Source organism: Streptomyces sp. NPDC005805, assembly GCF_040630445.1.
GTDB lineage: Bacteria > Actinomycetota > Actinomycetes > Streptomycetales > Streptomycetaceae > Streptomyces.
Genome location: NZ_JBEXXN010000003.1, coordinates 52,176 through 65,376 on the forward strand (window position 1 = coordinate 52,176; position 13,201 = coordinate 65,376).

Sequence of the window (13,201 nt, forward strand, 5' to 3'; positions counted from 1 at the left end):
GACCGCCCCCGCCGGCCCGGCCATGAGCGCCGTCGAGAGCCAGGAGCGCAAGGACCTGCGCGCCGCCGTCGCCGCCCTCGCCCGCCGCCACGGCCCCGGCTACGACCGGGCCACCCTCTGGGAGGAGGCCGGGAAGCTCGGCTACCTCGGGGTGAACCTGCCCGAGGAGTACGGCGGCGGGGGCGGCGGCATCAGCGAACTCTCCCTCGTCCTGGAGGAGTCCGGCGCGGCCGGCTGCCCGCTGCTGATGATGATCGTCTCGCCCGCGATCTGCGCCACCGTGATCGCCCGCTTCGGCACCGACGAGCAGAAGACCACCTGGCTGCCCGGCCTCGCCGACGGCAGCCTGACCATGGCCTTCGGCATCACCGAGCCCGACGCGGGCTCCAACTCCCACCGGATCACCACCACCGCCCGCCGGGACGGCGACGGCTGGGTGCTCACCGGCCGCAAGGTCTTCGTCTCCGGTGTGGACATCGCCGACGCCACCCTGATCGTCGGCCGCACCGAGGACGCCCGCACCGGGAAGCTCAAGCCCTGTCTGTTCATCGTCCCGCGCGACGCCGAGGGCTTCGGCCGGACCCCGATCGACATGGAACTCCAGGCCCAGGAGCGCCAGTTCGAGCTGGTCCTCGACGAGGTGCGGCTGCCCGCCGGGGCACTGGTCGGGGACGAGGACGCGGGCCTGCTCCAGCTGTTCGCCGGGCTCAACCCGGAACGCATCATGACGGCCGCCTTCGCGATCGGCATGGGCCGCCACGCCCTGGCCAAGGCCGTCGAGTACGCGAAGACCCGGCAGGTGTGGAAGGACCCGATCGGCGCGCACCAGGCCATCGCCCACCCGCTCGCCCAGGCCCACATCGAACTCGAACTCGCCCGCCTGATGATGCAGAAGGCCGCTGCCCTCTACGACGCGGGCGACGACCTCGGCGCCGGGGAGGCCGCCAACATGGCCAAGTACGCGGCCGGGGAGGCATGCGTCCGGGCCGTCGACCAGGCCGTGCACACCCTCGGCGGCAACGGCCTCACCCGCGAGTACGGCCTCGCCCGGCTGGTGACCGCCTCCCGGGTGGCCCGGATCGCGCCCGTCAGCCGGGAAATGATCCTGAACTACGTGTCCCACCAGTCCCTGGGTCTCCCCAAGTCCTACTGACAGACGGCATGGTCTACCACAGGCGCCGCTCCCGGCCCGCCCGGGGCGCGGCGCCTCCCCGGCCGCCCGCGACCGCGGGCAGTCCACCACCGCAGGGAGGGCTGTCATGGTGTTCCGCAGCGCATACGCCGACGTCCCGGCCGTCGTCGAACCCATCCACGAGGCCGTGCTGGGCCGCGCCGCCGACCACGGCGACACGGTCGCCCTGATCGACGGCGTGGCCGGCACCACCGTCACCTACCGCCAGCTCGACCTGTTCCACCGCCGGATCGCCGCCGCCCTGGTCGCCGCCGGGCTGCGCAAGGGCGATGTGCTGGCCCTGCACAGCCCCAACACCGTCGCCTATCCGCCCGTCTTCTACGGCGCCACCCGGGCCGGCGCCTCGGTCACCACCGTGCACCCGCTGGCCACCCCGGACGAGTTCGCCAAGCAGCTCCGGGACTCCTCCGCCCGCTGGATCGTGACCGTCTCCCCGCTGCTGGAGACCGCGCGCCGCGCCGCCGAACTGGTGGGCGGCATCGAGGAGATCTTCGTCTGCGACCGGGCGGAGGGGCATGTCAGCGTCACGGACATGTTCACCTCCACCGCGCCCGACGCGGAGGTGGCGATCGACCCGACCGAGGACGTGGCGGCCCTGCCGTACTCCTCCGGGACCACCGGTGTGCCCAAGGGCGTGATGCTCACCCACCGCTCCATCGCCACCAACCTGGGCCAGTTGGAGCCCTTCATCCCGATGGGCCCCGGCGACCGGATTCTCGCCGTGCTGCCGTTCTTCCACATCTACGGCCTCACGGCGCTGATGAACGCGCCGCTGCGGCAGGGCGCCACCGTCGTGGTGCTGCCCCGCTTCGACCTGGACACCTTCCTCGGCGCGATCCAGGAGCACCGCATCAACGGCCTGTACGTCGCCCCGCCGATCGTGCTCGCCCTCGCCAAGCACCCGGCGGTCGACGGCTACGACCTCTCCTCGCTGGAGTACATCGTCTCCGCCGCCGCCCCGCTGGACGCCCGGCTCGGCGAGGCGTGCTCCCGGCGGCTCGGCCTGCCGCCGGTCCGGCAGGCGTACGGGATGACCGAACTCTCGCCCGGCACCCATGTGGTGCCGCTCTCCGCCGAGAACCCGCCGCCCGGCGCGGTCGGCCAGTTGCTGCCCGGCACCGAGATGCGCATCCTCGCGCTCGACGGCTCCGGGGAGGACGTTCCCGAGGGCGAGGAGGGCGAGATCGCCATTCGCGGGCCGCAGGTGATGAAGGGCTACCTCGGCCGCCCCGACGCCACCGCCGCGATGATCGACGCGGACGGCTGGGTGCACACCGGCGACATCGGCCGGGTGGACGCGGACGGCTGGCTCTTCGTCGTCGACCGGGTCAAGGAGCTGATCAAGTACAAGGGTTACCAGGTCGCCCCGGCCGAACTGGAGGCCCTGCTGCTCACCCATGACGCGATCGCCGACGCGGCCGTCATCGGGGTCACGGACGACGACGGCAACGAGGTCCCCAAGGCGTATGTGGTCAAGCAGCCCGGGGCCGAGGGCCTGACCGCCGAGTCCGTCACCGCGTACGTCGCCGAGCGGGTCGCCCCCTACAAGAAGGTCCGCCGGGTCGAGTTCACCGCGGGCATCCCCCGGGCCGCCTCGGGGAAGATCCTCCGGCGGGAGCTGCGCGCGAGCGAGCGCGCGGCCGTGCCGCCACAGGCCGCCAAGGAGTAGGACGCGTCCCGGCCACCGCAGGCCGACAAGGAGGAGGAACCGCAGATGACCGTCCGCGCCACCACCGACCGGGGTGTCGCCACCCTCGTGCTCGACAACCCGGCCAACCGCAACGCGCTCTCCGCCGCCCTGGTGGGCGACCTCGCCGGGGCGCTGACCGAGTGCGCCGGGGACCCCTCGGTGCGGGCGGTCGTCCTCACACACACCGGGGGGACGTTCAGCGCGGGCGCGGACCTCAAGGCGCCGCCCAGCCCGTACGCCTTCGTCGCCCTGCTGCGGCAGATCGTCACCCTGCCGAAGCCGGTGGTCGCCCGGGTCGCCGGGCACGTACGGGCCGGGGGGCTGGGGCTGGTGGGCGCGTGCGACGTCGCGGCGGCGACCAGCGCCTCCGACTTCGCCTTCACCGAGGTGCGGATCGGCGTCGCCCCGGCGGTCATCTCGCTGCCCCTGCTGCCCCGGATGGACCCCCGGGCCGCCGAGCGCTACTACCTCACCGGGGAGCGCTTCGACGCGGCCGAGGCGGCGCGCTGCGGGCTGCTCACCCTCGCCGCCGAGGACGTGGACGCGGCCCTCGCGCCGGTCCTCGACGGGCTGCGCAAGGGCTCCCCGCAGGGGCTGGCGGCATCGAAGCGGCTGGTCGCGGCTAGGGTGCTGGAAACCTTCGAACGGGACGCCGAGGACCTGGTGCAGCGGTCGGCGAAGCTGTTCGCCTCGGCGGAGGCCCGCGAAGGGATGACGGCCTTCCTCGAACGACGGGATCCCGCATGGGTGCTGTGACCTCCTCCCCGGCCCCCTCGTCCGGCCCGGGAGGCGCGCCGGGCGCCACCGGCCCCAAGCAGGACCGCAGCCGCGCGACCCGGCAGCGGCTGCTGGAGGCGGCCGTGGCCTGTCTGGCCGAGGTCGGCTGGGCGGGCTCCACGGTCTCGGTGGTCGCCGAACGGGCGGGCGTCTCCCGGGGCGCGGCCCAGCACCACTTCCCGACCCGCGAGGACCTGTTCACCGCCGCCGTGGAGTACGTCGCCGAGGAACGGAGCCAGGCCCTGCGGGAACTCGCGCCCCGCAGCCGTCCCGAGGTGGTCGCCGCCCTCGTCGACCTCTACACCGGCCCGCTGTTCCGGGCCGCCCTCCAGCTGTGGGTGGCCGCCTCCAACGAGGAGCAGCTCCGGCCCCGGGTGACCGAGCTGGAGGCACGGGTGGGCCGGGAGACCCATCGCATCGCGGTCGGGCTGCTCGGCGCGGACGAGTCGGCGCCGGGGGTCCGGGAGACCGTGCAGGGCCTCCTCGACATGGCGCGCGGCCTCGGCCTCGCCAACGTCCTCACCGACGACGCGGCCCGCCGGCGCCGGGTGGTCGCCCAGTGGGCGGCCCTGGTGGAACACGGGCTGGGCTGACCCCGCCCGCCGGGGCCGCCGGGGCGCGCCCGTCCTGTGATTCCAGGGTGTGTGACCCGTTTCACCTGGGAAACGGGGCGTGCGCAGTATCCTGTGCACATGGTTCTGCTCGTACGCCGTCGCCACGTGGACTTCGTCCGCGTCACGAGCATGGGCTGTCGCCGTTCGGCCTGACCCTCCGCGGTCCCTTCTCCTCCGCCCGCTCTCCGGGCGGTCCCCGCCGTCCCGGCGACCCCCGGCCCCGCCCCACCCACAGGCGGCCCCGGGGCCCTGTACACCCAGCGGATGCCCACCATGTCGCACAGCACCCCGTCGTACCCCGAGACGCCCGCCCGTTCCGCCGCGTCCTACCCCGTGTCGCACCCGGACCACCGGCAGCTGCCCGTGATCGACCTCTCGGCCGCCGACCGCGGCGGACGCGAGCGGGACCTGCTGCGGGCGCAGCTCCACGCCGCCGCCCACGACGTCGGCTTCTTCCAGCTCGTCGGCCACGGCGTCACCGAGGCCGAGACCGCCGCCCTGGACCGGGCGATGCGCGCCTTCTTCGCCCTGCCCGGGGCCGACCGGCTCGCCCTCGACAACGTCCACTCGCCCCACTTCCGCGGCTACACCCGCGTCGGCGACGAACGCACCGGCGGCAGCCAGGACTGGCGCGACCAGCTCGACATCGGCGCCGAGCGCCCGGCCCGCGTCCCCGGGCCGGGCGAGCCCGGGTACTGGTGGCTCCTGGGCCCCAACCAGTGGCCCGCCGCCCTGCCCGAGCTGCGCACCGCCGCCCTCGCCTGGATCGACCGGCTCTCCTCGGTCGCCGGACGGCTGCTGCGCGAACTCCTCGCCTCCATCGGCGCGGACCCCGGCTTCTACGACGCCGCCTTCGGCGAGGGCGCCCACCCGCATCTGAAGCTGGTGCGCTACCCCGGCAGCTCCGCCGACGGCAGCGGCCAGGGCGTCGGCGCGCACAAGGACTACGGCTTCCTGACCCTGCTCCGCCAGGACACCGTCGGCGGGCTCCAGGTGGAACGGGAGGACGGCCGCTTCCACGACGTCCCGCCGTTGCCGGGCGCCTTCGTGGTCAACCTCGGCGAACTCCTTGAGGTCGCCACCGACGGCTATCTGAAGGCCACCAACCACCGGGTGGTCTCCCCGCCCGGGGCGCGCGAGCGGTTCTCCGTGCCGTTCTTCTACAACCCGCGCCTGGACGCCCGGATCGAGCCGCTGGACTTCCCGCACGCCTCCCTCGCGCCCGGGGTCACGGCCGACCCGGCGAACCCGCTGTTCGCCGAGTACGGCCGGAACGAGCTGAAGGGGAAGCTGCGCGCCCACCCCCTGGTGGCCGCGCGCCACCACGCGGACCTGGCCCTGCGCGAGGCCCCGGCCCCCGCAGTGGCTCAGGCCCCGGCGGCCGCGATGTCCTCGTAGCCCGTGATGTCCCGGGGGTCACGGGCGCCCGGGCCCACATAGCGGGCGGACGGGCGGACCAGCCGGCCCGTGCGCTTCTGCTCCAGGATGTGCGCCGACCAGCCCGCGGTGCGGGCGCAGGTGAACATCGAGGTGAACATGTGCGCCGGGACCTCCGCGAAGTCCAGCACGATCGCCGCCCAGAACTCCACGTTCGTCGCCAGGACCCGGTCCGGACGGCGGTTGTGCAGCTCCTCCAGGGCCGCCTTCTCCAAGGCCTCCGCCACCTCGAAGCGCGGCGCGGCCAGCTCCCGGGCGGTGCGGCGCAGCACCCGGGCGCGCGGGTCCTCGGCCCGGTAGACCCGGTGCCCGAAGCCCATCAGGCGCTCGCCCTTGTCGAGGGCCTGCTTGACGTACGCGGTCGCGTCCCCGGTCCGCTCGATCTCCTCGATCATGCCGAGGACGCGCGAGGGGGCGCCGCCGTGCAGCGGGCCGGACATCGCGCCCACCGCGCCGGAGAGCGCGGCGGCGACATCGGCGCCGGTGGAGGCGATCACCCGGGCCGTGAAGGTGGAGGCGTTCATGCCGTGCTCGGCCGCCGAGGTCCAGTACGCGTCCACGGCCTTGACGTGCCGGGGGTCCGGCTCGCCGCGCCAGCGGATCATGAAGCGCTCGACGACGGACTGCGCCTTGTCGATCTCGCTCTGCGGCACCATCGGAAGCCCCTGCCCGCGGGCACTCTGTGCCACATAGGAGAGGGCCATCACGGCGGCGCGCGCCAAGTCGTCACGGGCCTGCGCCTCGTCGATGTCCAGCAGCGGCCGCAGGCCCCACACGGGCGCCAGCATGGCCAGCGCGGACTGCACATCGACCCGGATGTCACCGGAGTGCACCGGGATCGGGAACGGCTCGGCGGGCGGCAGACCGGGGTTGAACGCCCCGTCCACCAGCAGCCCCCACACATTGCCGAAGGAGACGTGACCGACCAGATCCTCGATGTCGACGCCCCGGTACCGGAGGGAGCCGCCCTCCTTGTCCGGTTCGGCGATCTCCGTCTCGAACGCGACGACTCCTTCGAGCCCAGGTACGAAGTCGGACATCAGGCGGCTCCTCACGATGGTCGGCAGGCGCGGGCGGAACACCCGCGAGCGGAACAACCGGCACCCCGGTGATTCCCCGTTCCGGCGATCGTCACCCTGCCGCCGGAACCGGGGCTGTACGGAGGGCACAGCGGCCCACTTCAGATTTTGGCCGGTCCCGACTATGCCGGGAAGCGTGACATCCGGCACACTCCGGCAACTGCCGCGGGAGGGTTGGTGGCACTCTGTGCCGGGCAGACTGCTCTACCGTTCCGGGGCCCCGGGTGCGGTCCCGGGCCGGGCTCCCGGCGGGCGGGGCCGCTGCGGCAGGATGTCCCCGTGACCGACCACGCCGACCGTGATCCCGCCGCCGGACGCGCCCCGCACGGTGAACCCGCCCCGCACGGTGACCGCACCCCGTCCGGTGACCGCGCCCCGGACGCCGCCGACCGGAGCCCCGCCCGTCCCGCGCCGCCCGCGCCCGCGGTGACCGTCACCGGCCTCCCGGCGCCCGACCCGGACGCGACCGGGCTGGTGATCCCCGACCCGGCCGTGATGCGCGAGCAGTACCGGTCGACCCCGCTGGACGAGACGGCCCTCGCGGCCGGCCCGATGGAGCAGTTCGGCCGCTGGTTCGCCGAGGCGGCCGCCGCCGCGCTGCCCGAGCCGAACGCGATGGTGGTCTCCACCGCGACACCGGACGGCCGCCCGTCCTCGCGGACCGTGCTGCTGAAGAAGTACGACGCGGACGGCTTCGTCTTCTTCACCAACTACACCTCCCGCAAGGGCCGGGAGCTGACGGCCAACCCGTATGTCTCGCTGCTCTTCCCCTGGCACCCGATCGCCCGCCAGATCATCGTCGACGGGCGGGCGTCCCTGATCGGGCGCGAGGAGACGGCCGCGTACTTCCGCACCCGCCCGCACGGCTCGCAGCTCGGCGCGTGGGCGAGCGACCAGTCCGCCGTGATCGGCTCCCGCGCGGAGCTGCTGGACCGCTACGAGGAGCTGGCGGAGCGCCATCCGGCGGGGGAGTCCCTGCCGGTGCCGGAGCACTGGGGCGGCATCCGCGTCGTCCCGGAGCGGGTCGAGTTCTGGCAGGGCCACGAGAACCGGCTCCACGACCGGCTGCGCTTCGTGCGCGGGGCAGAGGGCGGGGAGGGCGCTGAGGGAGCGGGCGGCTGGCGGGTGGAGCGGCTGGCGCCGTAGCGCGCCGCCCGGTTGAATCCGGGCCCGCCCCGGTCCCGGTCGGGGCCCGGGAACGCAGACGACCCGTGGGCCTTTGGTCCCTCCGTCCGGATCGGAGGGAGCCGGCCGGACTTACCGGCGGCCCACGGGTCGGGTGACTGCTGGGTTTTCGGCAGACGACCTGCCGAGGTGCACAGAGTGCGACGGCAGGCCGTTAGCCCGCAGTCACCTCACGAGTCCGAAAAGAAATCATGTTTTCGGATCACCTCCTTTCGCGTGTGCCCACACCCTAGGAACACCCCGGGGCGTGGTTCAAGCGATTTACCGCCGATTTCCCGGACCGTTCGAAGCGATGGTCGAAACCGCAGGTCACAGGCGTGCTCGGGTGAGCAGGTCGGCCATGTCGGAGACCGGCAGCACCGGTGAGGCGGCCGCTTCCTCCCGGACCTCCGGGTCCTCCTCCTCGTCCGTGACGAGCGCGAGCAGCGCGGCGAGGGGCAGGGCCGGGTGGCCGGCCGCCGCCCGGCGGATCGGCGTCTCGTCGTCCGCCGCCAGCCGGGCGACGAGGGCGGCGGGCAGCTCCGGGTCGCGCAGGGCCAGCACGCGTATCCGGGCGTCCGGGTCCCCGGCGAACCGCCGCAGGGTCGCGGGCGGGAAGTCGGCGTGGTCGGCGGGCCCGCCGCGCAGCTTGCCGCCGCGCCGGTGCCGGCGCTCCGCCCGCTCGGCGGCCTCGGGCGACAGCACGGGCGCGGCGGCGGCCGCCGTGTGCCGTACGAGGGCGTCCGGATCGTCCAGCAGCCTCTCGCGCGCCCCGGCCGGGAGGTCCCGGGCGGCCGCCGCCGAGCGGCGGAAGCAGACATACGGCGAGGCCACGTACGGGACGGGGTCCGCCCGGACCCAGGGCACCAGGGTGAAGCGCAGTCCGGCGAGGGCGATCTCGCAGGACAGGCCCTCCTCCGTGACCGAGAACGCCCCTCCCGCGCCTGCCTCCGCGCCCGCCGTCAGTCCGGTGTGGACGGTCGCGCGCAGGGCCTCCGGGGTGTCCTCGCGCAGGAACACCTTCACCCGCACGTCCGGGGCCGGGTCGGCGGCCAGCGCGTCCCGTACGGCGGCGGGCAGCGCGGGGTGCTCCGCCAGGGCCGCGCGCACCTCCTCGTCCGGGTCGGCCGCCAGGCGTTCGGCCAGGGCCTCGTCCAGGCACAGACGGGCCACCGCACCGGCCCGGGTCACCGGGTCCGCGAGCAGCGTCTCGTGCAGGTCGGCGGGCGGCACCGGGCGGCACCGGGCGGGGCGGCCGGGGGACGTACACGGCGCAGGCCGCCGCCCGGACCTCGGCCGCCCCGTCCGTCAGCAGCAGCCGCCGCACCTCCTCGGGCGCGCCCGTCCACCACCGGGCCAGCTCCGCCCGGACGGCCGGGTCGGGGTCGGTCGCGAACCGGGCGCGGAGGGGGCCGGGGGTGCCGTCCGCCGCCGCGAGGGCCTTGCGGACCTCGGCGGACGGGTCCTCCGCCAGCAGGGCGACCTCCTGGGCCGTCAGGTCCTCGGGCCGGCCGGCGAGGACCGTGCGCACCAGGGCGTCCGCGCCGCGCACCAGCCGGGACCGGGCTTCGGCGGGGGCGTGCCGGTTGGCGGCGAGGCAGTAGGCGGCCCAGTCGTCGCCGGACGCGAGGACCGCCTCGGCGGTCTCCGCGGTCAGGTCCGTCCGCTCGTGCGCGGCCCGGCCGCGGGCCGTGCGGTGACGCAGCAGCCGGCGCAGCAGCGCGGGCGGGAGCGCGGGGTTGCGGGCGAGGCCGCACAGGACCGGGTCGTGGCGGGCGGTGTGCTGCGCGGCAGGGGCGGTGTCCTGCGGGGCCGTCTCGTTCGGCATGGCCGGTCATCGTAGGCGCGGAGGCGTCGGGGACCGGCCGAAGTTTGCGGGAACCCTATGTGTTCCGGGTCACGTTGACGTTGAATGAACACGAGGGGATCGGACCATGGACGCGTCCTGCAGGGGGTGCCGGGATGAGTGCTTCCAGGAGTGAGATCACCGACGACATCGGGTCGGGGGAACCCGGCTCCGGCGCGCCCGCGCCGGGGGCCGGATCGGGGCCTGCCGGGGCGGCGGAGAGCGCGCCGCACGGCGCGGACCTGCTCGCCGCGCTGCTCGACGGGATGGACGCGGCGCTCTGCGCGTTCGACGCGCAGGGCACCGTCACGCACTGGAACCGGGAGGCCGAGCGGGTCCTCGGCTGGACCGCGGCGGAGGCCGTGGGGCGGCGGGGGCTCGCCGGGTGGGCCGTGCGCGAGGCCGACGCGGACGAGGTGCAGGGGCGGCTGATGGCGTCGATGGACTCACCGGGCCGCGAGGTGCACGAGTTCGCGCTGCTGCGCAAGGACGGCGGCCGGGTCCTGGTGCGCACCCAGTCCGCGCGGGTCACCGGCGCGGACGGCGAGCCCGCCGGGGTGTACTGCGCCTTCACCGAGGTGCACGCCCAGATCGACCTGGAGCGCTCCATCGCCCTGAGCGAGGCCCTCTTCGACGACGCGGCCTGGGGCGTGGTCCTGGTCGACGTGGACCTGCGGCCCGCCGTGGTCAACGCCGAGGCCCTGCGGGTGCTGGGCGCGGGGCGCTCCGGGGTGCTGGGGCGGCCGCTCGGGGAGGTCGTCGTCCAGGGCGTGGAGGAGCTGGAGGGCGCCCTGCACCATGTGCTGGCGGAGGGCCCGCCGCGCGGTCTCGCGGACCTGTGGGTCACGGTGGCCGGGCCCGACGGCGAGCGCCGCCGCTGCTGGCGGAGCGGGTTCCTGCGGCTGGCGTCCCCGCTGGCCGAGCAGCCGGTCCCGCTGGGTGTCGGCTGGCTGTTCCACGACGTCACGGACGCCCGGCTCGCCGAGCAGGAGGCCGACCGGCTGCGGTTCCGGGCGGGCCAGTTGCACCGGGCCGGCCGGGCGGTGGCGGAGTGCGCGGACGCGCTGGAGGCGGCCCGGGTCTGCGCGGACTTCGCGCTGGCGGGCTTCGCGGACCACGCCCTGGTCGACCTGGTCGAGGACGAGGGGCGCCGGCTGGTCCGGGCGGCCGTCTCCCCGGGGCGCGCCCCGGGGCCGTCCCCGGGCACCGCGGGCGGCGGTCTGCCCGTCCGGTACGCCAAGGGCCACCCGGCCCACCAGTCCCTCGACCGCCTCGGCCCGGTCCGCGCGAGCGCCCCCGACCCGGACGCGGCCGACGACTGGGCGCGGCGCCGCCAGTGGCCGGCCGGCAGCATCCACGCCCTCTGCACGGTCCTCCGCGCCCGCGGCCGGACGGTCGGCCTCCTCACCCTCCTCCGCACCACGAGCCGCCCCGCGTTCACCCCGCAGGACGCGGTCTACGCGGAAAGCCTGGCGGCGGTGGCCGCGGGCGCCCTCGCCATGCCGGGCGCCTGACGGGCGGCCCCGGACCCGGCTCGGCCCGCGTCGGCCCCCGGTCCGGTGGGCCGAAGTCAGCCCGGGAGGGCTCAGTGGCGGAAGAAGATCCGGTCGCGGTACTCCGTCATCACGCGCCCGTTCCACTCGTGACCCCCGTCCACGTTGCCCGAGCGCAGCAGGGGCGGTTCGATGCCGCGTTCCGCGAGCTGTTCGGCCGCCGCGGCCATCGTCGCCTGCATCAGGGCGCTGGTGACGACCGTGGAGGCCGGGGCGAACGGCGCCTCGATGCCGTCGTGGGTGAGTTCGGCGTCGCCGACCGCGATCTTGGAGTCGAGGACGATGTCGCAGTGGTCCTTGAGGAAGGTGCCCGAGGTGTGCCGGGAGCGGGTCTCGGTCGCGTAGGCGACGGAGGTGACGCCGATGACGGTCAGGCCCAGCGCCCGCGCGTTCATCGCCATCTCCACCGGCAGCGCGTTCCGACCGGAGAGGGAGATGATCACCAGGACGTCACCGGCCTTCGCCGGGCTGGAGTCCAGGACCGCGCTCGCCAGGCCGTCCACCCGCTCCAGCGCGGAGCCGAGGGTCGCCGGCATCACGTCGACGCCCACCGCCCCCGGCACGGTCAGCAGGTTCATCAGGGCCAGGCCGCCCGCCCGGTAGACCACGTCCTGTGCGGCGAGCGAGGAGTGCCCCGCGCCGAAGGCGAAGAGCCGGCCGCCCGCGGCGACGGCGTCCGCGACGGCCGTGCCCGCGGCCGCGATGTTGGCGGACTCCTCGTCCCTGGTGCGCTGCAGCAGACCGATCGCGGCGTCGAAGAACTGACCGGCCAGCTTGCTCTCGCTCATCCCGAGCCCTTTCCGGAGGTGGTTACGAGGGTAGTGCGCGCGGGTGACGCGGGACGGGGAACATCCGTGTCGCGGATCACGTTGAGGTCTGGACCATTGCTCTGTCAATACGGGGTGAGGGCATGTGCGGCACGGTTGTCGGCGCGATGCGCAAGAATTGAGCCGGGGCCACGCACGACTGTTTCCACGCCACAGCATCGAGGGGCACGTATGTCCGGACTGATCGACACGACGGAGATGTATCTCCGCACCATCCTCGAGCTCGAAGAGGAAGGTGTGGTGCCCATGCGGGCCCGTATCGCGGAGCGGCTGGACCAGAGCGGTCCCACGGTCAGCCAGACGGTGGCCCGGATGGAGCGCGACGGTCTGGTCACCGTCGCGGGGGACCGGCACCTGGAGCTGACCCAGGAGGGCCGGCAGCTGGCCACGCGCGTCATGCGCAAGCACCGGCTCGCCGAGTGCCTGCTCGTGGACGTCATCGGTCTGGAGTGGGAGCAGGTCCACGCGGAGGCGTGCCGCTGGGAGCACGTGATGAGCGAGGCGGTGGAGCGCCGCGTGCTGGAGCTGCTGCGCCACCCCACCGAGTCGCCGTACGGCAACCCGATCCCGGGCCTGGAGGAGCTGGGCGAGGAGGCGGAGGCCGATCCGTTCCTGGACGACACCATGGTCTCGCTGGCCGAGCTGGACCCGGGCAGCGACGGCAAGACGGTCGTCGTGCGCCGGATCGGCGAGCCGATCCAGACGGACGCCCAGCTGATGCACACGCTGCGCAGGGCCGGGGTGCAGCCCGGGTCCGTGGTGAGCGTGACGGAGTCGGCGGGCGGGGTGCTCGTCGGCAGCAGTGGCGAGGCGGCCGAGCTGGACGCGGAGGTCGCGTCGCACGTCTTCGTGGCCAAGCGGTAGCCCCGCGCGTGCAGGCCGCGCGACGGCCCCGGAGCACCTCGCTCCGGGGCCGTCCGCATGCCCGGGGGCGCTCACCCCGGGTCCGCGGGACGCCCGGCACCGGCGCGGGGCGCGTGCCCTGCCCGGGGCGCGTGCCCCCGGACTGTGACGCGTCCGAT

General features: G+C 74.9%; 11 protein-coding genes. 8 read left to right on the forward strand and 3 right to left on the reverse strand.

Going from position 1 to position 13,201, the window contains the following annotated elements; all coding sequences use genetic code 11:
* Positions 1-22: 22 nt before the first annotated feature.
* The 5 genes from ABZ457_RS02865 (at position 23) to ABZ457_RS02885 (ending at position 5,671) form a co-directional block, all read left to right on the forward strand.
* Positions 23-1,153, forward strand: a complete 1,131-nt coding sequence (locus ABZ457_RS02865; protein WP_359153452.1) for an acyl-CoA dehydrogenase family protein — start codon at positions 23-25, stop codon at positions 1,151-1,153.
* 106 nt (positions 1,154-1,259) lie between these two features.
* Positions 1,260-2,861 carry a 4-coumarate--CoA ligase family protein gene (locus ABZ457_RS02870; RefSeq protein ID WP_359153177.1) on the forward strand — a complete coding sequence of 534 codons (1,602 nt, stop codon included), beginning with the start codon at positions 1,260-1,262 and terminating at the stop codon, positions 2,859-2,861.
* 45 nt (positions 2,862-2,906) lie between these two features.
* Entirely contained in the window at positions 2,907-3,638 is a 732-nt protein-coding gene (locus tag ABZ457_RS02875; protein ID WP_359153179.1) for an enoyl-CoA hydratase family protein, read from the forward strand.
* Positions 3,626-4,252: a TetR/AcrR family transcriptional regulator gene (locus ABZ457_RS02880; RefSeq protein WP_359153181.1), complete on the forward strand. Its 627-nt coding sequence runs from the start codon at positions 3,626-3,628 to the stop codon at positions 4,250-4,252. The genes ABZ457_RS02875 and ABZ457_RS02880 overlap by 13 nt, the downstream gene beginning before the upstream one ends.
* A gap of 294 nt (positions 4,253-4,546) precedes the next feature.
* The gene (locus ABZ457_RS02885; RefSeq protein ID WP_359153454.1) at positions 4,547-5,671 is read left to right on the forward strand and encodes a 2-oxoglutarate and iron-dependent oxygenase domain-containing protein; all 1,125 of its coding nucleotides are present in this window, start codon (positions 4,547-4,549) and stop codon (positions 5,669-5,671) included.
* On the opposite strand, the gene ABZ457_RS02890 is transcribed toward ABZ457_RS02885, so the two are convergent.
* Positions 5,641-6,750: a citrate synthase 2 gene (locus ABZ457_RS02890; RefSeq protein WP_359153183.1), complete on the reverse strand. Its 1,110-nt coding sequence runs from the start codon at positions 6,748-6,750 to the stop codon at positions 5,641-5,643. The genes ABZ457_RS02885 and ABZ457_RS02890 overlap by 31 nt on opposite strands.
* Before the next feature lie 534 nt (positions 6,751-7,284).
* Between ABZ457_RS02890 and pdxH the strand changes: the two genes are divergently transcribed.
* The gene (gene pdxH / locus ABZ457_RS02895; protein WP_359153456.1) at positions 7,285-7,935 is read left to right on the forward strand and encodes a pyridoxamine 5'-phosphate oxidase; all 651 of its coding nucleotides are present in this window, start codon (positions 7,285-7,287) and stop codon (positions 7,933-7,935) included.
* 348 nt (positions 7,936-8,283) lie between these two features.
* Here pdxH and ABZ457_RS02900 read toward each other — a convergent pair whose 3' ends face one another.
* The gene (locus ABZ457_RS02900) at positions 8,284-9,186 is read right to left on the reverse strand and encodes a hypothetical protein (RefSeq protein WP_359153185.1); all 903 of its coding nucleotides are present in this window, start codon (positions 9,184-9,186) and stop codon (positions 8,284-8,286) included.
* A 729-nt stretch (positions 9,187-9,915) separates the two neighbouring features.
* On the opposite strand from ABZ457_RS02900, the gene ABZ457_RS02905 reads away from it, so the two are divergent.
* Positions 9,916-11,313, forward strand: a complete 1,398-nt coding sequence (locus tag ABZ457_RS02905) for a PAS domain-containing protein (protein ID WP_359153187.1) — start codon at positions 9,916-9,918, stop codon at positions 11,311-11,313.
* Between the two features lie 71 nt (positions 11,314-11,384).
* On the opposite strand, the gene ABZ457_RS02910 is transcribed toward ABZ457_RS02905, so the two are convergent.
* On the reverse strand, positions 11,385-12,140 hold the full coding sequence (locus ABZ457_RS02910) for an SIS domain-containing protein (protein WP_359153189.1): 756 nt from the start codon (positions 12,138-12,140) through the stop codon (positions 11,385-11,387).
* A 210-nt stretch (positions 12,141-12,350) separates the two neighbouring features.
* Here ABZ457_RS02910 and ABZ457_RS02915 point away from each other — a divergent pair, with 210 nt between their 5' ends.
* Positions 12,351-13,043 (forward strand): metal-dependent transcriptional regulator, encoded by a 693-nt coding sequence (locus tag ABZ457_RS02915; RefSeq protein WP_359153191.1) that lies wholly within the window; start codon positions 12,351-12,353, stop codon positions 13,041-13,043.
* Positions 13,044-13,201: the final 158 nt, after the last annotated feature.

What these genes read in the sequence shown, in the direction of transcription:
- ABZ457_RS02870 (WP_359153177.1), top strand. Translation starts at nt 1,260, where the DNA reads ATGGTGTTCCGCAGCGCATACGCCGACGTCCCGGCCGTCGTCGAACCC.
- ABZ457_RS02880 (WP_359153181.1), top strand. Translation starts at nt 3,626, where the DNA reads ATGGGTGCTGTGACCTCCTCCCCGGCCCCCTCGTCCGGCCCGGGAGGC.
- ABZ457_RS02875 (WP_359153179.1), top strand. Translation starts at nt 2,907, where the DNA reads ATGACCGTCCGCGCCACCACCGACCGGGGTGTCGCCACCCTCGTGCTC.
- ABZ457_RS02915 (WP_359153191.1), top strand. Translation starts at nt 12,351, where the DNA reads ATGTCCGGACTGATCGACACGACGGAGATGTATCTCCGCACCATCCTC.
- ABZ457_RS02885 (WP_359153454.1), top strand. Translation starts at nt 4,547, where the DNA reads ATGTCGCACAGCACCCCGTCGTACCCCGAGACGCCCGCCCGTTCCGCC.
- ABZ457_RS02910 (WP_359153189.1), bottom strand. Translation starts at nt 12,140, where the DNA reads ATGAGCGAGAGCAAGCTGGCCGGTCAGTTCTTCGACGCCGCGATCGGT.
- ABZ457_RS02890 (WP_359153183.1), bottom strand. Translation starts at nt 6,750, where the DNA reads ATGTCCGACTTCGTACCTGGGCTCGAAGGAGTCGTCGCGTTCGAGACG.
- pdxH (WP_359153456.1), top strand. Translation starts at nt 7,285, where the DNA reads ATGCGCGAGCAGTACCGGTCGACCCCGCTGGACGAGACGGCCCTCGCG.
- ABZ457_RS02865 (WP_359153452.1), top strand. Translation starts at nt 23, where the DNA reads ATGAGCGCCGTCGAGAGCCAGGAGCGCAAGGACCTGCGCGCCGCCGTC.
- ABZ457_RS02905 (WP_359153187.1), top strand. Translation starts at nt 9,916, where the DNA reads ATGAGTGCTTCCAGGAGTGAGATCACCGACGACATCGGGTCGGGGGAA.